Source organism: Lactococcus taiwanensis (assembly GCF_017068355.1).
In the GTDB taxonomy this organism is placed as follows: Bacteria; Bacillota; Bacilli; order Lactobacillales; family Streptococcaceae; genus Lactococcus; species Lactococcus taiwanensis.
Genome location: NZ_CP070872.1, coordinates 1,121,245 through 1,143,819 on the forward strand (window position 1 = coordinate 1,121,245; position 22,575 = coordinate 1,143,819).

Annotated in this window: 24 protein-coding genes and 1 riboswitch; of the genes, 23 read left to right on the top strand and 1 reads right to left on the bottom strand. The window is 38.4% G+C overall.

Features of this window, described 5'->3' with window-relative positions; genetic code table 11:
• The first annotated feature begins 4 nt into the window (after positions 1 to 4).
• From tpiA to JW886_RS05620, 13 genes are all read left to right on the top strand, one after another.
• Complete coding sequence (gene tpiA / locus JW886_RS05560) at positions 5 to 763, top strand: triose-phosphate isomerase (RefSeq protein WP_075525782.1); 759 nt, start codon at positions 5 to 7, stop codon at positions 761 to 763.
• A 126-nt stretch (positions 764 to 889) separates the two neighbouring features.
• Positions 890 to 1,810, top strand: coding sequence for a choloylglycine hydrolase family protein (locus JW886_RS05565; protein ID WP_205871516.1), 921 nt, complete (start codon positions 890 to 892; stop codon positions 1,808 to 1,810).
• Positions 1,811 to 1,921: 111 nt separating this feature from the next.
• Positions 1,922 to 3,313 carry an APC family permease gene (locus JW886_RS05570; protein ID WP_205871517.1) on the top strand — a complete coding sequence of 464 codons (1,392 nt, stop codon included), beginning with the start codon at positions 1,922 to 1,924 and terminating at the stop codon, positions 3,311 to 3,313.
• A gap of 62 nt (positions 3,314 to 3,375) precedes the next feature.
• The gene (locus JW886_RS05575) at positions 3,376 to 3,969 is read left to right on the top strand and encodes a hypothetical protein (protein ID WP_205272452.1); all 594 of its coding nucleotides are present in this window, start codon (positions 3,376 to 3,378) and stop codon (positions 3,967 to 3,969) included.
• Positions 3,953 to 5,095 (top strand): radical SAM family heme chaperone HemW, encoded by a 1,143-nt coding sequence (hemW, locus tag JW886_RS05580; RefSeq protein WP_205871518.1) that lies wholly within the window; start codon positions 3,953 to 3,955, stop codon positions 5,093 to 5,095. The genes JW886_RS05575 and hemW overlap by 17 nt, the downstream gene beginning before the upstream one ends.
• Positions 5,096 to 5,157: 62 nt before the next feature.
• Positions 5,158 to 5,955: a glycoside hydrolase family 25 protein gene (locus tag JW886_RS05585; RefSeq protein ID WP_312680757.1), complete on the top strand. Its 798-nt coding sequence runs from the start codon at positions 5,158 to 5,160 to the stop codon at positions 5,953 to 5,955.
• A gap of 98 nt (positions 5,956 to 6,053) precedes the next feature.
• Entirely contained in the window at positions 6,054 to 6,494 is a 441-nt protein-coding gene (locus JW886_RS05590) for a deoxycytidylate deaminase (protein ID WP_075525788.1), read from the top strand.
• Positions 6,495 to 6,586: 92 nt separating this feature from the next.
• Positions 6,587 to 7,333 (top strand): acyl-ACP thioesterase domain-containing protein, encoded by a 747-nt coding sequence (locus JW886_RS05595; protein WP_205872487.1) that lies wholly within the window; start codon positions 6,587 to 6,589, stop codon positions 7,331 to 7,333.
• An 88-nt stretch (positions 7,334 to 7,421) separates the two neighbouring features.
• Complete coding sequence (locus tag JW886_RS05600; RefSeq protein ID WP_075525789.1) at positions 7,422 to 8,195, top strand: TIGR01457 family HAD-type hydrolase; 774 nt, start codon at positions 7,422 to 7,424, stop codon at positions 8,193 to 8,195.
• An 86-nt stretch (positions 8,196 to 8,281) separates the two neighbouring features.
• Complete coding sequence (locus tag JW886_RS05605; RefSeq protein ID WP_205871519.1) at positions 8,282 to 8,899, top strand: TIGR01906 family membrane protein; 618 nt, start codon at positions 8,282 to 8,284, stop codon at positions 8,897 to 8,899.
• 270 nt (positions 8,900 to 9,169) lie between these two features.
• Entirely contained in the window at positions 9,170 to 10,159 is a 990-nt protein-coding gene (gene guaC, locus JW886_RS05610) for a GMP reductase (protein WP_200406828.1), read from the top strand.
• A gap of 79 nt (positions 10,160 to 10,238) precedes the next feature.
• A riboswitch (purine riboswitch) is annotated at positions 10,239 to 10,336 on the top strand.
• Between the two features lie 212 nt (positions 10,337 to 10,548).
• Positions 10,549 to 11,148 carry a xanthine phosphoribosyltransferase gene (locus tag JW886_RS05615; RefSeq protein WP_205871520.1) on the top strand — a complete coding sequence of 200 codons (600 nt, stop codon included), beginning with the start codon at positions 10,549 to 10,551 and terminating at the stop codon, positions 11,146 to 11,148.
• A gap of 40 nt (positions 11,149 to 11,188) precedes the next feature.
• On the top strand, positions 11,189 to 12,499 hold the full coding sequence (locus tag JW886_RS05620; protein ID WP_205871521.1) for a nucleobase:cation symporter-2 family protein: 1,311 nt from the start codon (positions 11,189 to 11,191) through the stop codon (positions 12,497 to 12,499).
• A gap of 56 nt (positions 12,500 to 12,555) precedes the next feature.
• Here JW886_RS05620 and JW886_RS05625 read toward each other — a convergent pair whose 3' ends face one another.
• On the bottom strand, positions 12,556 to 13,065 hold the full coding sequence (locus JW886_RS05625; protein WP_200406831.1) for a tRNA (cytidine(34)-2'-O)-methyltransferase: 510 nt from the start codon (positions 13,063 to 13,065) through the stop codon (positions 12,556 to 12,558).
• Between the two features lie 377 nt (positions 13,066 to 13,442).
• Here JW886_RS05625 and JW886_RS05630 point away from each other — a divergent pair, with 377 nt between their 5' ends.
• From JW886_RS05630 to JW886_RS05675, 10 genes are all read left to right on the top strand, one after another.
• On the top strand, positions 13,443 to 13,943 hold the full coding sequence (locus tag JW886_RS05630; RefSeq protein ID WP_075525795.1) for a dihydrofolate reductase: 501 nt from the start codon (positions 13,443 to 13,445) through the stop codon (positions 13,941 to 13,943).
• Between the two features lie 271 nt (positions 13,944 to 14,214).
• The gene (gene clpX, locus JW886_RS05635) at positions 14,215 to 15,450 is read left to right on the top strand and encodes an ATP-dependent Clp protease ATP-binding subunit ClpX (protein ID WP_200406832.1); all 1,236 of its coding nucleotides are present in this window, start codon (positions 14,215 to 14,217) and stop codon (positions 15,448 to 15,450) included.
• Positions 15,447 to 16,034 (top strand): ribosome biogenesis GTP-binding protein YihA/YsxC, encoded by a 588-nt coding sequence (gene yihA / locus JW886_RS05640; protein WP_205871522.1) that lies wholly within the window; start codon positions 15,447 to 15,449, stop codon positions 16,032 to 16,034. The genes clpX and yihA overlap by 4 nt, the downstream gene beginning before the upstream one ends.
• 53 nt (positions 16,035 to 16,087) lie before the next feature.
• Entirely contained in the window at positions 16,088 to 16,438 is a 351-nt protein-coding gene (folB, locus tag JW886_RS05645) for a dihydroneopterin aldolase (protein ID WP_205871523.1), read from the top strand.
• 54 nt (positions 16,439 to 16,492) lie between these two features.
• Positions 16,493 to 17,542: a GTP cyclohydrolase I FolE gene (gene folE, locus JW886_RS05650; RefSeq protein WP_205871524.1), complete on the top strand. Its 1,050-nt coding sequence runs from the start codon at positions 16,493 to 16,495 to the stop codon at positions 17,540 to 17,542.
• Complete coding sequence (gene folP / locus JW886_RS05655; protein ID WP_205871525.1) at positions 17,539 to 18,612, top strand: dihydropteroate synthase; 1,074 nt, start codon at positions 17,539 to 17,541, stop codon at positions 18,610 to 18,612. The genes folE and folP overlap by 4 nt, the downstream gene beginning before the upstream one ends.
• A complete protein-coding gene (locus JW886_RS05660) occupies positions 18,609 to 19,115 on the top strand; it encodes an NUDIX domain-containing protein (protein ID WP_241003741.1) in 507 nt (168 codons plus the stop codon). Before folP ends, JW886_RS05660 begins: the two co-directional genes overlap by 4 nt.
• Position 19,116: 1 nt before the next feature.
• Entirely contained in the window at positions 19,117 to 20,409 is a 1,293-nt protein-coding gene (locus JW886_RS05665; protein ID WP_205871526.1) for a bifunctional folylpolyglutamate synthase/dihydrofolate synthase, read from the top strand.
• 105 nt (positions 20,410 to 20,514) lie between these two features.
• Positions 20,515 to 21,159, top strand: a complete 645-nt coding sequence (locus JW886_RS05670; RefSeq protein WP_240188662.1) for a deoxynucleoside kinase — start codon at positions 20,515 to 20,517, stop codon at positions 21,157 to 21,159.
• Positions 21,160 to 21,290: 131 nt separating this feature from the next.
• Positions 21,291 to 22,574, top strand: a complete 1,284-nt coding sequence (locus JW886_RS05675) for a homoserine dehydrogenase (protein WP_205871527.1) — start codon at positions 21,291 to 21,293, stop codon at positions 22,572 to 22,574.
• Position 22,575: the final 1 nt, after the last annotated feature.

The window sequence follows — 22,575 nt, forward strand, 5'->3', positions numbered from 1 at the left end:
TAGAATGTCACGTAAACCAATTATCGCTGGTAACTGGAAAATGAACAAAACTTTGTCAGAAGCACAAGCTTTTGTTGAAGCTGTAAAAAATAACTTGCCTTCATCTGATAAAGTTGAATCAGTTATCGGTGCACCTGCACTTTTCCTCGCTCCTATGGCTTACCTTCGTCAAGGTTCAGAATTGAAACTTGCTGCTGAAAATAGCTACTTTGAAAATGCTGGAGCATTCACTGGTGAAAATAGTCCAGCTGCTATCGTTGATTTAGGTGTTGAATACATCATCATCGGTCACAGCGAACGTCGTGAATATTTCCACGAAACTGACGAAGACATCAACAAAAAAGCAAAAGCAATCTTCGCTGCTGGAGCAACTCCAATCCTTTGTTGTGGTGAAACTTTGGAAACTTTTGAAGCTGGTAAAACAGCTGAATGGGTTTCAGGTCAAATCGAAGCTGGTCTTGCTGGTTTGAGCGCTGAACAAGTTTCTAAAATGGTTATTGCTTACGAACCAATCTGGGCAATCGGAACTGGTAAAACTGCAACAAACGAAATTGCTGACGAAACTTGTGGTGTTGTTCGTTCAACAGTTGAAAAACTTTATGGAAAAGAAGTTTCAGAAGCTGTACGTATCCAATACGGTGGTTCAGTTAAACCTGAAACAATCGAAGGATTGATGGCTAAAGAAAACATCGACGGTGCCCTCGTTGGTGGAGCATCACTCGAAGCTGATAGCTTCCTTGCATTGCTTGAAATGTACAAATAATTTTATAATTATGGGTTGAATAAAAGTACTGACAATTGTGTCAGTACTTTTTTCGAGCTTTTTTGAACTTTTGTCCTTTAATATTTTGTTAAAATAAAGAGATGATAGATTAGTTAGGGGAGAAAAATGTGTACTAGTTTTCAAATGCACTCACGTGATGGGGGATTAATGTTTGCTCGAACAATGGATTGGCGAGCCTTTGAGGCAAGTCCTATGAATCTACCAAGAGGTTATCAGTGGCAAAGCGTTTACAATGGTCAAACAATCGAGAATACCTATGCAGTATTAGGTGTTGGAGCACGCAAAGCACGTCCGCATGTGGATTTATCCGATGGGGTCAACGAGTTTGGTCTGGCAGCTCAAAAACTAACGTTTTCAAATCACTCAGAATATGCTGACGAAGCAGTCAGCGGAAAAATTCAGCTGGCTGGCTTTGAATTAGTGCTTTGGATTTTGGGAAATTGTCGTTCAGTGGCAGATTTACGGGAAAAGATTTCCAATGTTCAGCTCATGACAGATTTATTTTCCACCTATAAATTTGGCCGTAATGACTTACATTTCTCTGCAACCGATCCTACAGGTATGATGGTCAATGTTGAACCACGGGGAGGGCAACTGGTAATTATTGATAATCCAGTAGGTGTTGTGACCAATGCCCCAAGATTTGAGCGTGAAGTAGAAAAATTAGCGACTTATATGGATATAAAACCACTGACCAACCTGTCAGTAAATCCGTCAAACCCCAATCGTATTTCGAGTGGTAATTTTTCAGGAAAGCCTGTGTTTCCAGGAGGTTTTACTCCAACTTCACGTTTTATGCGGGCAGCGATTTTCAAAGAGCGAGCGATATTTCCAGCAGATGAGCAAGAAAATGTTATTGAAACATGGCACATATTAGATGGCGTAACTGTTCCTAAATCCGATGGTCGCTCGGATACCTATACCATTTATCGAAGCGCTGTTGCGGTGGACAGCCGTACCCTTTATTTCCAACGTTATGATGATTTAGGAGTGAGCACCTTTCAGTTTCCAGAAAAAATAGGTTAATGGAAAAACTTATTCTAAGGAAGTACATTAAATATATTTGAGTTTTTTTATAGATATGTTAAAATGAAATGATAACATTACTATAACATGTAAATAGGATAATAAAATTTAATGAACATTTTTAGAAAAAAGCCTTTTTCAATGGAAAATGAGAAATTGGAGAGGGTTCGTCGTTTAAAGAGCATGGACCTTGTCTTTTTAGGATTAGGCAGTATGGTAGGGACCGGAGTTTTCACGTTAACTGGGCGAGCTGCGGCAACAGTTGCAGGCCCCTCATTGATTGTCTCGATTATTGTTGCATCAGTTGCCATTGGGTTTTCTGCGCTAATCTTCTCGGAATTTGCCTCGCGCATCCCTGCACAAGGCGGACCATATGGCTATTTGTACACTCTTTTTGGTGAATTTCCTGCTTGGATTGCTGGAACACTCTTGATGATTGAATTTTTCACGGGGCTTTCTGTCACGGCTAGTGGATGGGGGTCCTACATCAAAGGGTTACTGGGGCTCCATTTGCCTGCTGTCATTAATGGTCCTCTAGGGACAGCGTCCCATTTTTCAATTGATCTTATCCCTGTGCTTATTATTATTGCGATTACGCTTTTGGGTTTTTTAGGAACGCATACTATGCTCCGTTTTAATCGTGTGTTAGTAGTACTAAAGCTCGTTGCTTTAGCAATTTTTATTATCGCAGGCTTATTTTTTCTTAATCCTGATAACTGGCAAAATTTTGCACCATTTGGCTGGACCTCGATTTTTAGTGGGAAAGGGATGCTCGCAGGCGCTTCTTTGATGTTCATGGCCTTTCTTGGGTTTGAAACCATTTCGGTATCTTCCGAAGAGACGAAAGATCCAGAACACGCCATCCCCTCAGGAATCATGGGCGCATTATTTATTACAGCAATCATTTATATTCTTGTGACATTAGTTTTAACAGGAATGGTCCACTATACTCAGCTCGATGTGTCTGATGTTCTGGCCTTTGCATTACGTTCTGTTGGATTAACGTGGCTTGGCAACATTATTTCAATAGTTGCGCTCTTCACCCTACTTACTGTCGGGATTACCATGTCTTATGCCCTCGTCCAAACCTTGTATGGCATCAGTCGGGATGGTCTACTCCCTAAAAAATTAAGTCGCTTATCCGGGAAATATCGTGTTCCCAAAAACGCCATTCTCTTGATGGGAATTCTTGCAATGCTAGTGACAGGGCTTTTCTCTATTGACCGTCTCTCAGGTTTTTTAAACCTGTGTACCCTTCTTTATCTGATGATGCTTGCAGTAGGAATTATAAAGTTACGGCATGATTATGGAGAACCAGAAGAAGGCGAATTCCGTACTCCATTTGTTCCTTTTTTACCAATCGTTTCATTGTTAATTAGCTTTGGGTTGTTACTGAATTATGATTGGATAACTTGGTTTGTCTTAATCATCTTGCTGCTGTTAGCCACTCTCTTTTATTTTGGCTATAGCTATCGCCATTCACATTTAAGAAATGAGGACTGAAAGGTCCTTTTTATCATCCTAAAACAGATACTCTTATAGCCTTTTTCTGATATAATGAAGCTATGCAATTTATGATTTTTGTAGGCGCAGCTGTTACGCTCGTCTTTAATATTCCCTATGCTTGGGCAACTGTGACGGGGCGTGTTCGTCCCAATAAAGTTTCTTGGTTACTCTGGTCGATTGCACCAGCAATCGGTTTTTTTGCTGCTCTTTCTAAAGGATGGACTTGGGGCCAGTTTCCTGTACTGATCTCCTTTTCTTCCACAGCACTCATTTTTCTATGTTCATTTATTAATCGCAAAGCCTATTGGGCTATAGGACGATTTGATTTCATTTGTGGCGTAGTTTCTCTATTAACACTAATTGTATGGGCCATGACAAAAAATCCAAATCTTGCAATAGCCCTAGCAATAGTCGCAGATATTTTAGCTTCGGTACCTACCCTTGTTAAATCTTGGCAGTATCCAGAAACAGAGTCGTGGGAGCCATTTGCTGCGGGTGTTTTTAATGCTGCAACAAGCTTTTTTGCAATGTCAATCTGGAATTTTACAAGTCTCGCCTTTCCAATTTATTTGATGGTGGTTAATGGTCTGCTTGCAATTATCGTATTACGAAAAAAATGGATGAAAGGGGCTAATCATGAGCTATCCCGTTGAATCAGCCTATGTGCACATACCTTTTTGTTCACATATTTGTTATTATTGTGATTTTGCTAAGGTGTTAATGCAAGGTCAACCCGTTGATGAGTACCTTGAGGCTTTGATTGAAGAATTTCGAGGCTACCAAATTAAAAGGTTAAAAACTCTTTATATCGGTGGCGGGACACCAACTGTTTTAAGTGCGCCTCAGCTTGAGCGCCTCCTAAGTGCCTTAGCAGCTGAAATAGATCTCGAAGAATTAGAGGAATTTACCGTCGAAGCTAACCCAGGAGATTTATCCGATGAAGTTGTAGAAGTTTTAGCGCGTTCTGCGGTCAATCGAATCTCTTTAGGTGTACAAACTTTTGACAATAAACTTTTAAAGAAAATTGGACGGACGCATACTGAAGCCCAAGTTTACGACTCTATTGAAAAGTTAAAAAAAGCAGGTTTTGAAAATATCACGATTGATCTGATTTATGCCTTGCCAGGCCAGACAATGGAGATGGTCCGAAGTGATGTTGAGAAATTCTTAAGTTTGAATTTACCCCATGTCGCGCTCTATAGTTTAATTTTAGAGGATCATACCGTGTTTATGAACCGGCAGCGACGAGGACTTTTACGTCTACCAAATGAAGACAAGAATGCGGATATGTATGAATATATCATGGCAGTTTTATCTGAGCATGGTTTTAACCATTATGAGGTTTCAAATTTTGGGAAACCGGGCTATGAAAGTAAACATAATTTAACTTACTGGAACAATGCAGAGTATTATGGTGTGGGAGCTGGGGCTTCTGGTTATTTAGAAGGGATCAGATATAAAAATCATGGTCCCGTCCATCATTATCTCAAGCAAGCTCCTACAAAAAAAAGAATCCATGAAGAAGTATTGAGTAAAAAATCGCAAATTGAAGAAGAAATGTTTTTGGGTCTACGTAAAAAATCTGGTGTCCTCGTCGAAAAATTCGAATCAAAATTTGGTCTTTCTTTTAACAAACTTTATGGACAAAAAGTTTCTGAGCTAATCAACCAAGGCTTGCTATTTGATGATAAATCTTGCATTCATATGACGGATAAAGGGTTTGAATTAGGAAACAATGTTTTTGAAGCATTTCTTTTAGATGAGGGACAAGTGGATTAATGCCAGCAAAGAAGATGCGCAAACTTAAAATTTTTGTTACAATATAGTTAATGAAACCTAAAATGAGACGTAAACTAAAGAAGTTAGGTGCGCTTGTATTTTTGGCAATCATGCTTTCTATGATTGCTTTGCTTGGGTTGGTCCGAATTCGACCTGTGGAGCTTGAAGAGTCGTCAGAACCAAAGATTGTGGTCAATCATGTCTTAGACCAAAAAGTGTTAGACTTGAATAAACCAGTAGTTGATTTGTCGGGTTGGCAGCCGCCGAAAGACATTGACTATAATACGCTTAGTCAACAAGTTATTGGCGCGGTCATTCGGGTAAATGGCTCATACGGTCATGCAGATAATTCGGCCAATAAAGATGGGGAAGACACAGCTTACAAAACCCATATTAAATCTTTCCAAGAACGGGGGATTCCAGTTGCCGTTTATGCTTTTGTAACTGGGGAAACAGAAGCAGAAATGCGTAAACAAGCAAGAGATTTTTACAAACGTGCCAGTCCTTTTCATCCTACTTATTATTGGTTGGATGTAGAAGTGACCAATATGAAAAATATGAACAGTGGGATTGAAGCTTTTCGTTCAGAATTAGAAAAGCAAGGGGCAGAAAATATTGGGATTTATGCTCAAGATTGGTTTATTAAAGAACATCAGATTAATGTCGATAAGTTTGAAGCCATTTGGATTGCGGCCTACGGTCGTAATACAGGGGTTTGGGACGCCTCGCCAGAGACTAGCTTAAGCTATGGGATGCAACAGTATACTGATCAGGGAAGCCTACCAGGTTTTGATGGAAATCTTGATTTGAATATGGTGCTTAATCAAGAAAACTACGACAAGCTGTTTAAAGATAAGTAAAAAAACACTTCTCTTTCGAAAGGAAAGGTGTTTTTTTCTTATAGGCTTGATGAAAAATTTTTGCTATAATAAAGCAAAAGTGTAAAGAAGGAGAAAGAATGTTAGATCAATATACCCGCCCAACGAAAGATGAATATTTTAAAGAAATTGTGCAAGTGGTTGCAAAGCGTTCAACTTGTACCCATGCTCAAGTAGGAGCCTTATTAGTAAGTCCTAATGGACAGCTCCTCTCAACGGGGTATAACGGTGCGGTTTCCGGCATGCCCCATTGTACAGATGTAGGCTGTACAGAAGATAAATATGGGCACTGTGTAGCGACGGTCCATGCAGAGCAAAATGCAATCGCACAAGCGGCAAAACATGGAGTTTCTCCTGAGGGCGCTATCCTTTATACGACACTTTTTCCTTGTCTTGCTTGCTTAAAATTAGTGGTTGCGGCTGGTGTTAAAGAAATTAAGTACATTGATGAATATCATGCAAAAGATCCATATGAGGAGTTGCTGATTAGCACATTGGGGATTGCCTGCCAACAAATATAAGAACTGGACTTTTATGAAATCTGTTCTTTCAAAAAGAGTGAGTTATGAAAATCACTCTTTTTTTTGCTAAAATAGAGGGCGAGGTTAATAAAATGGGTTTAAAATATCAACAAAAATACCGGGTACCTTTCTATGAAAGTGATGCCTTTCAAAAAATGAGACTTTCGAGCATTCTTGCAGTCGCGCTACAAATTTCGGGTGAGCAGTCTACGGAGCTTGGACGCTCAGATGTCTGGGTATCAGAACACTATGGCTTGTTTTGGGCAGTGATTGAGTATGATGTAAAAATCATTCGTTTTCCAATGTTTAACGAAGAAATTACAATTGAGACTGAAGCAACAAGTTATAATAAATTCTTTTGTTATCGTCGTTTTTCTTTTCTTGACTCCCAAGGTGAAGTAATGTTAGAGATTGCTTCCACCTGGGTTTTGATGGATAAAGAGACACGTAAGATTGATCGTGTCCTTGATGATATTGTCGATCCTTATGCATCGGAGAAAATATCAAAAATATTGCGCCCACACAAGTTTAAAAAAAGAGAAGCGTTTGAGAACCCTACCCTTATGACTTACCCTGTCCGTTTTTCAGCTTTGGACATGAATGGGCACGTCAACAATGCAAAATATTATGATTGGGCAGCGGATATGGTCGATTTTGAATTTAGAAAAAGTCACGTGCCGTCCCGTATTTTTATCAAATATAACCATGAAGTGCTGTATGGTGAAGAGATTCATGCTGCAATGAGTTGGGAGGGGGATGTGAGTCATCATAATTTCAATGAGGGGTCGACCCAAATTGAAATTCATTGGACAGAGCATACTGCTTCTCATCCGTTTTAATGACAGTTCTGTCAGTAAAAGTTTGAACTGTAAAGCTTACTGACAGACTGGTCAGTAAGCTCAATGAGTAGTTTAGAGAGAAAACAAAATGACAAATAAAAAATATAAAGGTTACTTGATTGATTTGGATGGTACGATTTACCTTGGAAATCAACGAATTCCTGCGGGTGAACGGTTCATTCATCGGCTGCAAGAACAAGAAATTCCCTATCTTCTATTAACAAATAACACGACAAAAACACCTGAAGTTGTTCAAAAAAGATTGCGTCGGCAATTCGATATTGAAACTCCTTTAGAAACAATTTACACGGCAAGTTTAGCGACTGTAGATTATATGAATGACTTGGGGCTTGAAAAAACTGTCTATATTATTGGGGAAGACGGCTTAAAAGAAGCGATTTATGAAGCAGGCTACAAAAAAGAGCGTGAAAATCCGGCTTATGTTGTTGTCGCTTTGGATACAGATCTGACTTACGAAATGCTTGTTTTAGCGACTTTAGCCATCCAAAAAGGGGCGAAGTTCATCGGAACAAATCCTGACTTGAATTTACCAAACGAGCGAGGATTAACGCCTGGGGCAGGCTCTTTAATCAAGATGCTCGAAGCTGCGACGCGGGTTGAAGCCACCATTATAGGAAAACCTGCGTCCATTATTGCTGATAAGGCAGTCGAAAAATTAGGGTTACCCAAATCGGACTTGGTGATGGTCGGGGATAATTATCTGACGGATATCCATACTGGGATTGATAATGGGATTGATAGTTTATTGGTTACTACTGGATTTACAAAAGCCGAAGAAGTACCTCATTTACCAATTGCACCAACTTATGTGGTTGCAAGCCTGGATGAATGGGACGTTTAAAATATCATAACAAATGAGTCTTCTTTAAGTTTACTGACAGCGTCGTCAGTAAATTCTGATGAATAAATAAGAACAAGGAGTCGATATTGCGCGATAGACTGATTTTTGGATTGACCATCTTGTGGGTGATCGCTCTCTCTGTGAGCCTTACAATTTTTATAGCGATACCCTTGTTTGGTGCGGAAATGTCATGGTATGCTTTAGCAGATGTCGCTAAAATGAGTGCCACTAAACTCTGGGAAAATTATTTAGCATTGATGAATTATCTCATTAATCCTTTTGTGGGACATCTCCATATGCCAGCCTTTTCCTCCTCTCCTTCTGGCTTGCAACATTTTGTAGAAGTCAAGCGCTTGTTCATGATTGCCTTTGGCTTGAGTCTTATTTTGATACCAGCCTTTGTGTATTTTTTAAAAGAGCATCTTTTATTGGTTTTTCATAATGGTTTACGCGTGGTAATGCTTTTTCCTTTGGCAATCGGGGGCGTTGCTTGGTTGATTGGTTTTGATCGTTTCTTTGTCGCTTTTCATGAATTGCTTTTTAGAAATGATGCTTGGCTTTTTGATCCTACGACAGATCCGATCATTAATGTTTTACCAGAACAATTTTTCATGCATACATTTTTAGTTTTTCTTCTGGTTTATGAACTTATCTTCTTCATGATGTATCATCGAGGAACATTATTTATGAAAAGAAAATACTGACCGTCTGGTCAGTATTTTTTTAGTGAAAGTTCTGCATTTACGAACAATGCGTGCGTATTTTTTTAAAAAAACCAGCTATTTCTCTGTAAAACCGTTTGTTTATTGTAAAATGATTAAGGAAGGTTGGGCAGACAGAGATTTTTTAAATCGCCTAACTAGTGAAACCTCAAGCGGTTTGGTCGGTCTTCTGTAAATCAAAAATGAATTGAGTGTGCGCGAAACCTGTCTAAATTAAGACTGACAGTGCGACACATCATAAGGAGAAATTTCATGAACAACCTCAACTCTGTATTTGACTACGAAGACATCCAACTGATTCCTAACAAATGTATCATCAACAGTCGCTCAGAAGCAGATACGCATGTGACATTAGGCAATTATACTTTCAAATTGCCCGTTGTTCCTGCTAATATGCAAACCATCATTGATGAAGATATCGCTGAAATGCTTGCAAAAGAAGGTTATTTCTATATCATGCACCGTTTTGAAGCAGAAAATAGAGCGGCATTTATTAAAAAAATGCACCAACAAGGTCTGATTGCCTCAATTTCTGTTGGTGTTAAAGCAGATGAACATGCCTTTATTCGTGAAATTTCAGCAGACGCACTCATTCCCGAATTTATTACCATTGATATTGCGCATGGACATGCAGATTCTGTTATTAAAACGATTCAATTGATTAAACGTTTGATGCCACAAACTTTTGTTATTGCTGGAAATGTTGGAACGCCAGAAGCTGTCCGTGAATTGGAAAACGCTGGAGCAGATGCGACTAAAGTCGGCATTGGCCCAGGGAAAGTATGTATCACAAAAGTTAAAACTGGATTTGGTACAGGTGGTTGGCAACTTGCAGCAGTAAAATGGTGTGCCAAAGCAGCAAGTAAACCCGTTATTGCTGACGGTGGTATTCGCACTCATGGCGATATTGCGAAATCAATCCGTATGGGAGCAACAATGGTCATGGTCGGTTCACTTTTTGCTGCACATGAAGAATCACCAGGACAAACTGTTGAACGTGACGGACAACTTTTCAAAGAATATTTTGGTTCGGCTTCAGAATATCAAAAAGGTGAACACAAAAATGTCGAAGGAAAGAAAATTCTCCTTCCTCACAAAGGCTCACTTAAAGATACATTGAAAGAAATGGAAGAAGATCTTCAAAGTTCAATTTCTTATGCTGGCGGTCGTGATTTGTCTGCGCTGACAAAAGTTGATTATGTTGTGGTTAAAAATTCAATTTGGAACGGTGATGCGATTTAAAAATAGGTCATTTTTTGAGTATGGCTTCTTTAACATTTTTATGATAGAATATAATTCTAGAAAAGTTCAGGAGAGATCCTAAACTTATTCTGGATCATCTTATTTATACCTAGAATATGGCTGGGCGTTTCTACCTCGTACCGTAAATGCGAGACAATAAGGAAATTCGATTTTTCACTAAATTTAATTTCTTTTTTTGCGTATTAGAAACGTCCTGTTAGTTTAATAACAGGGCGTTTTTCATCTGTGGGCAACAGCTGAACTAAAAACTGTTTCATCAATTTGTAATGAAAGTGAGCGAGATTCGCTCACCTTTTAATCCTTGTGATTAAAAGCAGTTGCCTCTCAGTAATTTTTCTGAGAGAAAAAATTATAACTAAGGAGAAACTATGAAATTATTAGAAGACCGCATTCATAAAGACGGTCAAGTATTAGGTCAAGACATTCTAAAAGTAGACCGTTTTTTAACTCACCAAGTTGACTATCAGTTGATGAAGGAAATCGGGAAACGCTTTGCTGAGGTTTATGCCAATGCAGGCGTTACAAAAGTCGTAACCATTGAGGCAAGTGGGATTGCACCCGCTTTGTATGCTGCCGAGTCACTCAATGTGCCCTTGATTTTTGCCAAAAAAGCAAAAAATGTAACCATGAATGATGATTTGTTGGTTACAGAAGTTTATTCTTTTACTAAAAAATTGACATCAACCGTTCAAATTTCAAGTAAGTTGCTTGAAGCTGGCGAAAAAGTACTCATTATTGATGATTTTTTAGCCAATGGACAAGCAGCACTTGGCTTGTTGGATTTAATGAAGCAAGCTAAAGCAGAAGTGGTTGGTCTAGGAATAGTAATTGAAAAATCTTTCCAAGACGGTCGTCAAAAACTCCTTGATGAAGGAATGAATCTCACAAGCCTTGCCCGCATTGAGAAATTTGAAAATGGTAAAGTTATTTTCGCCCCAGCTGATGATTCAGCATTTGATATAAATTAAGAAGTATCACTAAAAAGAAGAAATTAAGGAAAATCAGAACATGTTTCACAAAAATGAACAAAGCAACTCGAAGTCAGCCATTCTGGGGCTTCAACACCTTTTAGCAATGTACTCCGGTTCTATCTTAGTTCCCATTATGATCGCAGGAGCTTTAAATTATTCGGCAGCGCAACTGACCTATCTTATCTCAGCAGATATATTTATGTGTGGATTAGCGACGTTTTTACAACTTCAGCTACGCAAGCATTTTGGGATTGGTCTTCCAGTAGTATTAGGAGTAGCTTTTCAGTCTGTAGCTCCATTGATTATTATTGGACAAAGTCATGGTTCAGGTGCTATGTTTGGCTCCCTGATGGTCTCGGGTGTGTTCGTGATTTTAATTTCAGGAATTTTTTCAAAGATTAGAAAATTATTTCCACCTATTGTGACAGGTTCTGTGATTACAACTATTGGTCTAAGCTTGATTCCTGTTGCCATCGGGAATATGGGAGATAATGCGGCAAAACCAACACTTCAAAGTGTTATTTTAGCCCTCTCAACCATCTTAATTATTTTACTTATTAATATTTTTTCTAAAGGCTTTATTCGCTCTATTGCTATTTTGATTGGGCTTGTAGCAGGAACAGTCCTCGCTGCAAGTATGGGCTTAGTCGATTTCAACGTCGTTAGTCAAGCACCTTGGGCACATTTACCTCAACCTTTTTATTTTGCAGCTCCTAAATTCTATTTTATGGACTGTCTGATGATGATTATTATTGCTATTGTTTCCTTGGTTGAATCTACCGGAGTTTATCTGGCGCTGGCTGATATCACTGGTGAAGAGCTCGATGAAAAACGCTTGCGTAATGGGTATCGCGCAGAAGGCTTTGCAGTATTTCTCGGGGGTATCTTTAATACCTTTCCCTACACCGGTTTCTCACAAAATGTTGGTTTAGTCCAATTATCAGGGATTAAAACACGCAAACCTCTCTACTTTACTGCAGGTTTCTTGCTAATTCTTGGTTTGATTCCTAAATTTGCGGCTGTTGCTCAATTGATTCCTAACCCTGTCTTGGGTGGGGCAATGCTTGTCATGTTTGGAATGGTAGCAACCCAAGGGGTTCGCATGCTTGGTAGTGTTGAGTTTGAGGGGAACCAAAACTTACTTATTGCAGCCGTATCTGTAGCGATGGGAGTTGGTTTTAATTCCAGCAACTTATTTACAGCACTTCCTACTTTTATCCAACCTTTTGTTTCAAATGGGATTGTGATGAGTACCGTATCAGCGATTGCCTTAAATCTCATTTTCAATCATAAAAAGGCAAGCGTTGCGGAACATTCAGAAGCAACTCAGGCTGAACCAGTAAAATAAAAAAACTCTATCGTTTGATAGAGTTTTATTTTTACTGACAGAACGGTCAGTAAAAATTATTTCAATTTATCTTTTTCATAAGTATGGACACGCTCCAAACCAGCAAAATGTTGTTGTCTCAGAGCTTCATATACAATCATACAAGCGCAATTTGATAAGTTCAAAGAACGTACGTGCTCGTCATTCATTGGGATACGGATACATTCATCACGATGCTCATGCATGAATGTTTCGGGCAATCCCGTGTCTTCGCGGCCAAATAAGAAATAATGCTCTTGCTCATTATCTGAGTAATCTACGTCTGAATAGACATGCTCAGCAAATTTACTCACCAAATAGAGCTGGCCATCCGCTGGAATAGAGGTTACGAAGTCCTCCAAATTTTTATGATAAACAATATTAACTTTATCCCAGTAGTCTAAGCCAGCACGCTTGAGGTGCTTATCAGTAATTTCAAATCCAAAAGGTTCGATCAGATGCAAAACGGTGTTGGTTGCAGCACAAGTACGGGCAATATTTCCCGTATTAAAATGGATGCGAGGTTCAAAAAGGGCAATATGATTCATGTTTCACACTTTCTTCTCAAAATAATTAATGACAGCTCCATCAGCAGTTTGAACACAGCTTACAGAGCCATCATTAAGTTTTTAGGGTAAAAAACAAAAAAACTAGACCCCTCGGAGTCAATCTCAGCAAGAAGTCTAGTTGGGGGACTAATTTGCTTTAATCATAACAGGAAAGATTGAAACAAATTAATGTAATTATTATGATAACACTTATTTTTAAATTTGTAAAGAAAAATAATGATATTTTTAATAAAAAATCAACGTTTTTTTATTAATCCCTACAAAAGTTGAAAAATAACCGCTGTTCTGTACTAGACAGAGCGAAAATAGCAAATTTTTGCTATAATAGTAAAAGCAAAATTCAATAAGGGGGCATGATGATTATTGGAATATGGGCAGAAGATGAGCAAGGCCTGATTGGACAAAACGAAAAAATGCCTTGGCATTTACCCGCTGAACAACAACATTTTAAGAAAACCACTATGGGTCAAGCCATCCTTATGGGGCGTAAAACTTTTGACGGCATGCAAAAACGTGTGCTTCCTGGTCGGATCAGTATTGTTCTAACACGAGACCAAAATTACCGTTCTACAGATGAACATGTGCTTATCATGCACAGTCTAGAGGACGTCTTAAAGTGGTATCGCAATCAGGAAAAAGATTTATTCATTACGGGCGGTGCTGAAATTTTAGCACTTTTTGAAAAAGAACTTGAGATACTCTACCGTACTGTTGTACATGGTAAGTTTTCTGGAGATGCTTATTTCCCAGCCTCTTTTGATTTTAAGAATTTTGAGGAAGTTTCAGAAAACTTCCATCGTAAAGATGAAAAAAATCCTTACGACTTTACGATAAAAAAATATAAAAAAGTGAAATAACCATGACAAAATCAATTTTCGGGCTGTTTACAGCAATACTTTGCTGGATTTGCATTATTATTGCCATCCAGTGTTTTCGCAAAAAGCGTTGGGGACTAGGAATGCTTTTTCTCCTCAATGCCTTTACGAATATTGTCAATTCTATTCATGCTTTCCATGGGCTTCTTTTTTAAAAAGAACCTTACATAAAGCAATCAACCCTTTAAGGTTTTTTGTGGATTTCAATGAAGGAAATCCTAGAAATCTTAGAAGTATTTAGGAACAAATTATTATGTCAAATACACAAAATCAAAATATTCATTGCTCATTTTGCGGCAAAAGTCAAGATGATGTGAAAAAAATGATCGCTGGTTCAGATGTGTTTATCTGTAATGAGTGCATTGAGCTTTCAACACGAATTTTAGAAGAAGAACTCAGAGAAGAAAAAGCCTCAGAAATGCTTGAAGTTAAAACACCGCGCGAAATGCTTGAATTACTCAATGCTTATGTAATTGGGCAAGATAAAGCAAAACGTGCTCTAGCAGTCGCCGTCTATAACCATTATAAACGCATTAATTTTTCAGGTAGTGCAAATAAAGAAGAGATTGAACTTCAAAAGTCCAATATCTTACTCATTGGACCTACTGGTTCTGGGAAGACTTTTCTTGCTCAAACTTTGGCTAAATCACTTAACGTACCTTTTGCAATCGCAGATGCGACAAGTTTAACTGAGGCAGGATATGTGGGTGAAGACGTAGAAAATATCTTACTCAAACTTTTACAGGCAAGTGATTTTAATATTGAAAGAGCACAACGTGGGATCATTTATATCGATGAAATCGATAAAATAGCTAAAAAATCTGAAAATGTCTCAATTACACGTGATGTTTCAGGAGAGGGTGTCCAACAAGCTCTTTTGAAAATTATTGAAGGAACAGTAGCAAGTGTCCCTCCTCAAGGTGGTCGAAAACATCCTAATCAAGAAATGATTCAAATAGATACAAAAAATATCTTATTTATTGTTGGTGGTGCTTTTGATGGGATTGAGGAAATTGTCAAACAACGTTTGGGCGAAAAAGTAATTGGTTTTGGGGCGAATAATAAAGCAATCAGTGAGAATGATTCTTATATGCAAGAAATTATAGCAGAAGACATTCAACAATTTGGATTAATCCCAGAATTTATCGGTCGCCTCCCGATTGTTGCTGCGCTTGAACGTTTGACAGAAGAAGACTTGATTCGCATTTTGACAGAACCAAAGAATGCTCTAATCAAACAATACAAGCAATTACTCTCTTTTGATGACGTAGAACTTGACTTTGATAAAGGGGCTTTACATGCTATAGCCAGTAAAGCCATCGCCCGTAAAACAGGGGCTCGAGGCTTGCGCTCAATTATCGAAGAAGTTATGATGGATATCATGTTTGAGGTTCCTAGTGATAAAACAATTAAAAAAGTTGAGATTACTGAGGCGGTTGTCGAAGGAAAAGAAGAACCCAAATTGGTACGCGAGGTTGAGAAAAAATGACAATTAATACGAACAACCTGAAGCTAACCATTTCAGCTGCTTCAAAAAAACAGTATCCAGAAAATGACTGGCCTGAAATTGCACTTGCTGGACGTTCCAATGTCGGAAAATCAAGTTTTATCAATACATTGTTAAATAGAAAAAACTTTGCTCGGACATCTGGTCAACCAGGGAAAACCCAACTTTTAAATTTTTATAATATCGATGACCAAGTTCATTTCGTTGATGTCCCTGGTTATGGCTATGCTCGGGTTTCCAAAAAAGAACGTGAAAAGTGGGGGAAAATGATTGAAGAGTACCTCACTACTCGTGAAAATCTGCGGGCCGTGGTCAGTTTGGTTGACATTCGCCATGAACCCTCCGAAGATGATATCATGATGTATGAATTTTTGAAATATTATCATATTCCGGTAATTCTTGTCGCCACTAAAGCAGATAAAGTCTCTCGTGGTAAGTGGAATAAACACGAGTCAATCATCAAAAAGGCTGTGAAATTTGATAGTACAGATGATTTCATTATCTTTTCATCTGCAGACAAAACTGGTTTTGAAGAAGCTTGGCAAGCAATCATAAAATATCTCTGAAAATAGAGCTATGAAGAGATTCATAGCCTTTTCTACACCTAAAACGAGGCATTATGTATAAAATAAAGCTAAATAACATGAAGTTTAGAGCACATATTGGAGTACTTCCTGAAGAAAAGATACTTGGTCAAAATTTAGAAATTGATCTTATCGTTGAGACCAATTTTACTTATTCTGGTTTGGATGAACTCGAAGATACCCTTTCTTATGTTGATTTTTATGAGGCAACCCGAGGAGTAGTAGAAAACTCCAAGGCTGATTTAATTGAAAAGGTTGCCTATGATATTATTCAAAGGGTTAAAAAAACAACTCAGCGTATTGAAACTGTCGAGGTTCATCTTAGAAAACTTGCAGTCCCCATTGAGGGAATCTTTGATTCAGCAGAAATTGAAATGCGAGGCTAAGCAGTAACTCTAAAGTTACAAGTCATTTTTAGGAATAATGCATGTGGAGGAACTATGCAAACGATTTATTTAAGTTTGGGGAGTAATATTGGCGATCGTCAGTACTATATCCATGAAGCCATCCGTCTCTTAGGAGAACATCCGAAGATTATCGTTGAACAACAATCGCAATTTTATGAAACTTCTCCGGTAGGCGGTGTTAAACAAGACGATTTTATTAATATTGCTCTCAAAATTTCTAGCTTATTAGCTCCCCAAGCCTTATTGGATTTCATCCATGAAGTAGAGTTAAAGCTCAACCGCGAACGTAAAATTCACTGGGGCCCACGCACGATCGATATTGATATTTTATTCTATGGGGAAGAGGAAATCTTTGAGCAAAATCTAGTGATACCGCACCGAGAACTTCTTAATCGACTTTTTGTTATGCTTCCATTGTTGGAACTGATAGAACCCCCTTTCAAATATTATCAACTCATCCAAGAAGCGGTAACTAAACTGAATCAAAGTGAACAACACGTGCAAGTAGTTGCAGAGGAACCTACTCCCCGAGGCAGGATTGCTTCTGCGGTCAAGGAAATATTATTTGCTGTCGGGGAAGATCCACACCGTGAAGGACTTCTTGAAACGCCCCAACGTGTGGCTAAAATGTACGAAGAAATCTTGTCATCGCAGCGCTCTTTAAAATTTGAAGCGTATAAACTTTTTAAAATTGAACCCACAGAAGTTGATTCTCCCGTCCTTATCAAAGATATCCCCTTTTATTCGATGTGTGAACACCATATGCTCCCGTTTTTTGGAAAGGTGCATGTAGCCTATATCCCTGATCAGGGGAATATCATCGGCCTTTCGAAAATCCCAAGGCTCGTTGATTACGTTTCACATAAACTTTCTGTTCAGGAAAATATTACGAGTGAAATTGCAGAGACGCTTGATGAAATTTTGCAACCTAAAGGAGTGGCCGTTGTGGTGGAAGCGCGGCATATGTGCGTGGAGATGCGAGGAGTTAAAAAACTTAACTCAAAAACAAAAACCTCTTACTTCTCAGGAGCCTATGAGAAAGACTCCGTAAAACGAATGGAATTTTTAGAAAGTCTGCTATGAAAATTATAGAATTAAATCAGGAACAATTTTCTTTAAAAAACATCACAATTAAGTTTGAGCAGCTCAACCAAGATGAATATATTTTTCTTTCCCGAGTTTTAAAACGCGTGAGTAGTAAGGTTTTTCTTGATATCAAATCACTCTTAGTATTCCTTGATATTGATGAACTTAGAAATCTACTCCCCTTTTTTAAAATCGAAGAGCAACGAAGACAACTGGAGCTGATTATCCAACGGCATCAATTAATCTGGTCCTCAGAGCGTTTTCGCTTTGATTTAATCTCCTCTGCGATTGTCTATTCGATTGTCAATGTAACGCCAGACTCTTTCTATGATGGGTCGGTAGATCATCTTCAAGTGGATTATATTTTAAAACGTGTTGAATCAGACTTGGAAAATGGAGCAGCGGTGATTGAGTTGGGCGGCAAATCTTCTCGACCAGGTTATGCAGACATCAGTCCTGAAGAGGAATGGTTAAGGCTTGAAAAACCATTAAAAGCAATTAAACAACATTTCCCTCAGGCAATAGTGGCTATTGATACGGATGAGGCGCTAGTGATGGAGCGTACATTAGATTTAGGCGCCGATATTATCAACGATATTGACGGCTTTGATACTCATGAAAAACTTGAGGTTATTAAAAACTATCGTCCGGCTGTGGTTGCTATGAATAATGGACGAGCAGGTTTTAACTTTGCAGATAATGTTTTTGATGAATTGCCACTGTTTTTCGAAGAAAAAGCAAAAGAATTACGAGCTATAGGCTTGAAAAATGAGCAAATTTGTATTGATCCTGGGGTAGGTTTTTTTAAGGGAGATTCTGGATTAGATAGCGTTCAGCGCTTGAAAGCAACAGAACGCTTAACGCATCTAGGACTTCCTGTCATGGTTGCGATTTCGCGCAAGTCCTTTATGGAAAGTATCTTTAATGTTGTTTCTAAAGATCGCTTATTTTCAACATTGATGCTTGAAGCTCAGATGATTCTGGATGGTGGTCGGATCTTGCGTGTGCATGATGTGAAAGAGACCAAAGTATTAATTGATGCGGTAAAACGTTACAAGGAGATATGATGGCACATGATCAACTCATTAGGCAGATCCAATCACTAGCTGGAAAAGTGGAGCAGCAAAAAATTAATCAGCTTTGCATGCTTTTGAAGGCGACAGATGAAGAACTAAGGGGAAAGCAAAATCCGAAACTTCAGCTTTCTGCAAGTGCTCTTGTTTTTGAAAACAAACGTCTGTTTTTTATCTTGCATCCTTATCAAAAAGAACTGCTCCTACCAGCAGGACATGTAGAGTTAAATGAAACACCGCTACAAGCCGCTGTTCGAGAATTTCATGAAGAAACTGGCTTCTCTGCAAAAGAAACAGGGGATCTGATAGATGTCAATCTCATCAACATTCCTGAAAATCGGGTAAAAAATGAACCTGCTCATCAACATCTTGATTTTCGTTACCGCTTGTTTAAAACAGATAAGAAGCCTGCTCGTGCTGAATTGCCCGTGTCATTATTAAAAAAGGAAGATGCGCCTGTCGAATTTCAAGGATATTATGAATTAGAAAAGGGTTAACATGACAATTGAAGAAGCATTAGAATGGATACATTCTCGTTTAAAATTTAATATTCGTCCGGGTCTTAGTCGGGTAGAAGCGCTATTAGATCTTTTGGGTCATCCTGAGGAAAAATTATCAATGATTCATGTGGCGGGTACTAATGGTAAAGGTTCTACCGTCGCCTTTACGCGCTCAATATTTATGGAAGCTGGCTTGAAAGTAGCCTCTTTTACAAGTCCTTTTATTGAAACTTTTGGGGAGCGCATGAGTATTAATGCACAGCCCATTGCTGATGAAAAGTTGATTCAATATGTGCAATTACTTCAGCCGTTGGTTGAGAAACTTGATGCTCAAGAAGAATTATCTGGAATTACAGAGTTTGAAATCATCACAGCGATGGCTTTTAAATATTTTGCTGATGAAGCAGTAGACATCGCGGTTATTGAAGTCGGGCTTGGTGGACTTTTAGATAGTACAAACGTTATTACACCAGTTGTTTCTGGAATTACTACGATTGGATTGGATCATATTGATATTTTAGGTTCCACAATTGAGGAAATTGCCGCACAAAAGGCGGGAATTATTAAACCAGGTATACCTGTTGTCACAGGTAATATTGGCCTTGACGCTTTACGTGTTATCTGGGAAACAGCAAAACAAAAAACAGCACGTGTTTACCAGTACCTTTATGACTACCGTATTGAAATTGAAGCTGATGAAAAGTTTAGTTTCAAAACAGAAGCAGGGGAAATTGAGCATTTAGAGAAATCTTTAAAAGGACTTCATCAAATTGAAAATGCAGCCATGGCTATCGAGCTGGCTTTAGTTTACGCTCATAAGATTGGTTTACCACTCAGTGAACAAGCAATCCGTTTGGGGATTAAGAAAGCTTACTGGCCGGCTCGTATGGAAAAATTAAGTGATCACCCCCTCATTATTTTGGATGGGGCACATAATGTCCATGCGATGACCCGCTTACTGGAAAATTTAAAAGTTGAATTTCCTAAGAAAAGGTTTAAAATCTTATTCTCAGCAATCACGACTAAAGATATTCGTCAGATGATTGAAATGTTGCAAACAGTTGATCACGCAGAATTAATTTTGACAACTTTTGATTATCCTAAAGCTTTAGCTTTAAATAATTTTACAGACTTAGAGGAAAAAGGTGTTACATTGGCTCCCGATTGGGAAGTAGCCTTGGATGAATTACGCCAAGGTTTAAAAGCTGATGAGGTGTTGGTCATTACCGGTTCACTTTATTTTTCTGCTCAAGTGCGTGATTACGTATTGAATTTAGAGGATGAAAGTTAAAAAGATAGTCGAAAATTTGTAATTTTATATTTTTAGTCTATAATAAAAGAAGTTGAAAATTTCGGAACTCAAGATTTCTAGGGTGTCGATTGGGAGGAAAATAGAATTTTGATCGTATTAGCAGGTACCATTGGTGCGGGAAAGTCAAGTTTAGCAAAGGCATTAGGTGCACATCTGAATACAGAGGTGTTTTATGAAGCAGTGGATAATAATCCCGTGCTTGATCTTTACTATCAGGATCCGAAAAAATATGCTTTTTTATTGCAAATTTATTTTTTAAATAAACGATTTGAATCGATTAAATTAGCTTATCAGCAGGACAACAATGTTTTGGATCGGTCAATTTTTGAAGATGAGCTCTTTTTAACTTTAAATTATAAAAATGGGAATGTAACAAAGACAGAGCTGGATATCTATAAAGAATTGCTAGCAAATATGCTGGAAGAGCTAGAAGGGATGCCTAAAAAGCGACCAGATTTGCTCGTGTATATCGATGTTTCTTTTGAAACGATGCTGGCTCGTATTGAACAAAGAGGCCGTTCTTTCGAGCAGATTGATGCACAAGAGGGGCTAAAAGCTTATTACCATCAGGTTCATGGAGAATATCCTTCTTGGTACGACGCTTATGATATTTCGCCTAAACTACGTATAGATGGAGATAAGATTGACTTTGTTAATAACCCTGAAGATTTAGAAGTAGTCTTATCACAAATCGATCAAGAATTGAAGGCATTAGATTTATTAAAGTAAAAAGGGAATTGGTCAAAGCTGACTGGTTCTTTTTTAGCAAAAAAAGTTACTGACAGGTTGGTCAGTAAAGAATTTTACTAATCATGTTATAATGTTAAGCAATAATAAAAATTTTAGAGTTTGGGGAAAAGATGAAAATTGCACTTTTAGGCTTTGGAACCGTAGGTTCTGGACTGCCCGCCTTGATCGCAGATAATCAGGAAAAATTAGCAGCACTATTAGATGAAACGATAAGTATTTCAAAAGTTCTCGTTCGTAGTGAAGAAAAAGCAGCACAATTACGGCAAGCAGGTCATCCTTGGGATTTTGTAACTTCAATCGAGGCTATTTTAAATGATGATACTATTTCAATTGTTGTTGAGCTAATGGGGCGCATTGAGCCTGCAAAAACTTATATTTCACAAGCTCTTGCTGCTGGAAAGAGTGTTGTGACGGCGAATAAAGATTTACTCGCACTCCATGGCGCTGAACTACAAAAGTTAGCCCAAAAAAATAAAGTTGCCCTTTATTATGAGGCTGCTGTAGCTGGTGGGATACCTATTTTACGCACGTTAGCGAATTCGTTTGCTTCAGATAAAGTCACACGCCTCTTGGGAATCATTAATGGGACAAGCAATTTCATGCTGACCAAGATGATGGAAGAAGGTTGGACATATAAAAAAGCGCTTGAAACCGCACAATTACTTGGTTATGCAGAGTCTGATCCGACAAATGACGTAGAGGGAATTGATGCGGTTTATAAATTAGCTTTGCTTAGTGAATTTGCTTTTGGCATGACAATTTCGCCTTCTCAAATCAAGCATCAAGGCATCCCAACCATTCAGCAAGCAGACGTGGAAATCGCTAATCAGTTGGGCTATGTGATCAAACTTGTCGGAGAAATCGTTGAAGTTTCTTCTGGAATTTTTGCTGAAGTCAGTCCGACATTTCTACCAGCTTCTCATCCGTTAGCAAGCGTTAAGGGCGTGATGAATGCAGTCTATCTTGATTCGATTGGTATGGGTGCTTCAATGTTTTATGGGGCTGGTGCCGGACAAAATCCTACCGCTACAAGTGTTTTAGCAGACATCGTACGGATTGTTAAACGGTTTAAAGAGCAAACTCTTGGTAAATCTTTTAATGAATACAAGCGAGCTACCCGTTTGGCAGAAAGCTCAGAAGTTCTGAATAAATACTATTTTTCAGTTGAAACACCTGATTCCACTGGACAGTTTTTGCGTTTAGTGCAGCTTTTTACAGCCGTGAATGTTTCTTTTGAACAAGTCTTACAACAAAAAGGCGATGGGCAACGTGCTGTTGTAGGCATCATCTGCCATAAAATAAGTCAAACACAACTCGCATCTCTTGAGACGAAGTTAGCAAAAGAAGATGATTTTAACTTACTCAATTATTTCAAGGTCGTGGAGGAAAATTAAA

Excerpts from the sequence above, each read along its gene's own strand:
- tpiA (WP_075525782.1), top strand. The coding sequence starts at position 5 with ATGTCACGTAAACCAATTATCGCTGGTAACTGGAAAATGAACAAAACT.
- JW886_RS05565 (WP_205871516.1), top strand. The coding sequence starts at position 890 with ATGTGTACTAGTTTTCAAATGCACTCACGTGATGGGGGATTAATGTTT.
- JW886_RS05570 (WP_205871517.1), top strand. The coding sequence starts at position 1,922 with ATGAACATTTTTAGAAAAAAGCCTTTTTCAATGGAAAATGAGAAATTG.
- JW886_RS05575 (WP_205272452.1), top strand. The coding sequence starts at position 3,376 with ATGCAATTTATGATTTTTGTAGGCGCAGCTGTTACGCTCGTCTTTAAT.
- hemW (WP_205871518.1), top strand. The coding sequence starts at position 3,953 with ATGAGCTATCCCGTTGAATCAGCCTATGTGCACATACCTTTTTGTTCA.
- JW886_RS05585 (WP_312680757.1), top strand. The coding sequence starts at position 5,158 with ATGAGACGTAAACTAAAGAAGTTAGGTGCGCTTGTATTTTTGGCAATC.
- JW886_RS05590 (WP_075525788.1), top strand. The coding sequence starts at position 6,054 with ATGTTAGATCAATATACCCGCCCAACGAAAGATGAATATTTTAAAGAA.
- JW886_RS05595 (WP_205872487.1), top strand. The coding sequence starts at position 6,587 with ATGGGTTTAAAATATCAACAAAAATACCGGGTACCTTTCTATGAAAGT.
- JW886_RS05600 (WP_075525789.1), top strand. The coding sequence starts at position 7,422 with ATGACAAATAAAAAATATAAAGGTTACTTGATTGATTTGGATGGTACG.
- guaC (WP_200406828.1), top strand. The coding sequence starts at position 9,170 with ATGAACAACCTCAACTCTGTATTTGACTACGAAGACATCCAACTGATT.
- JW886_RS05615 (WP_205871520.1), top strand. The coding sequence starts at position 10,549 with ATGAAATTATTAGAAGACCGCATTCATAAAGACGGTCAAGTATTAGGT.
- JW886_RS05620 (WP_205871521.1), top strand. The coding sequence starts at position 11,189 with ATGTTTCACAAAAATGAACAAAGCAACTCGAAGTCAGCCATTCTGGGG.
- JW886_RS05625 (WP_200406831.1), bottom strand. The coding sequence starts at position 13,065 with ATGAATCATATTGCCCTTTTTGAACCTCGCATCCATTTTAATACGGGA.
- JW886_RS05630 (WP_075525795.1), top strand. The coding sequence starts at position 13,443 with ATGATTATTGGAATATGGGCAGAAGATGAGCAAGGCCTGATTGGACAA.
- clpX (WP_200406832.1), top strand. The coding sequence starts at position 14,215 with ATGTCAAATACACAAAATCAAAATATTCATTGCTCATTTTGCGGCAAA.
- yihA (WP_205871522.1), top strand. The coding sequence starts at position 15,447 with ATGACAATTAATACGAACAACCTGAAGCTAACCATTTCAGCTGCTTCA.
- folB (WP_205871523.1), top strand. The coding sequence starts at position 16,088 with ATGTATAAAATAAAGCTAAATAACATGAAGTTTAGAGCACATATTGGA.
- folE (WP_205871524.1), top strand. The coding sequence starts at position 16,493 with ATGCAAACGATTTATTTAAGTTTGGGGAGTAATATTGGCGATCGTCAG.
- folP (WP_205871525.1), top strand. The coding sequence starts at position 17,539 with ATGAAAATTATAGAATTAAATCAGGAACAATTTTCTTTAAAAAACATC.
- JW886_RS05660 (WP_241003741.1), top strand. The coding sequence starts at position 18,609 with ATGATGGCACATGATCAACTCATTAGGCAGATCCAATCACTAGCTGGA.
- JW886_RS05665 (WP_205871526.1), top strand. The coding sequence starts at position 19,117 with ATGACAATTGAAGAAGCATTAGAATGGATACATTCTCGTTTAAAATTT.
- JW886_RS05675 (WP_205871527.1), top strand. The coding sequence starts at position 21,291 with ATGAAAATTGCACTTTTAGGCTTTGGAACCGTAGGTTCTGGACTGCCC.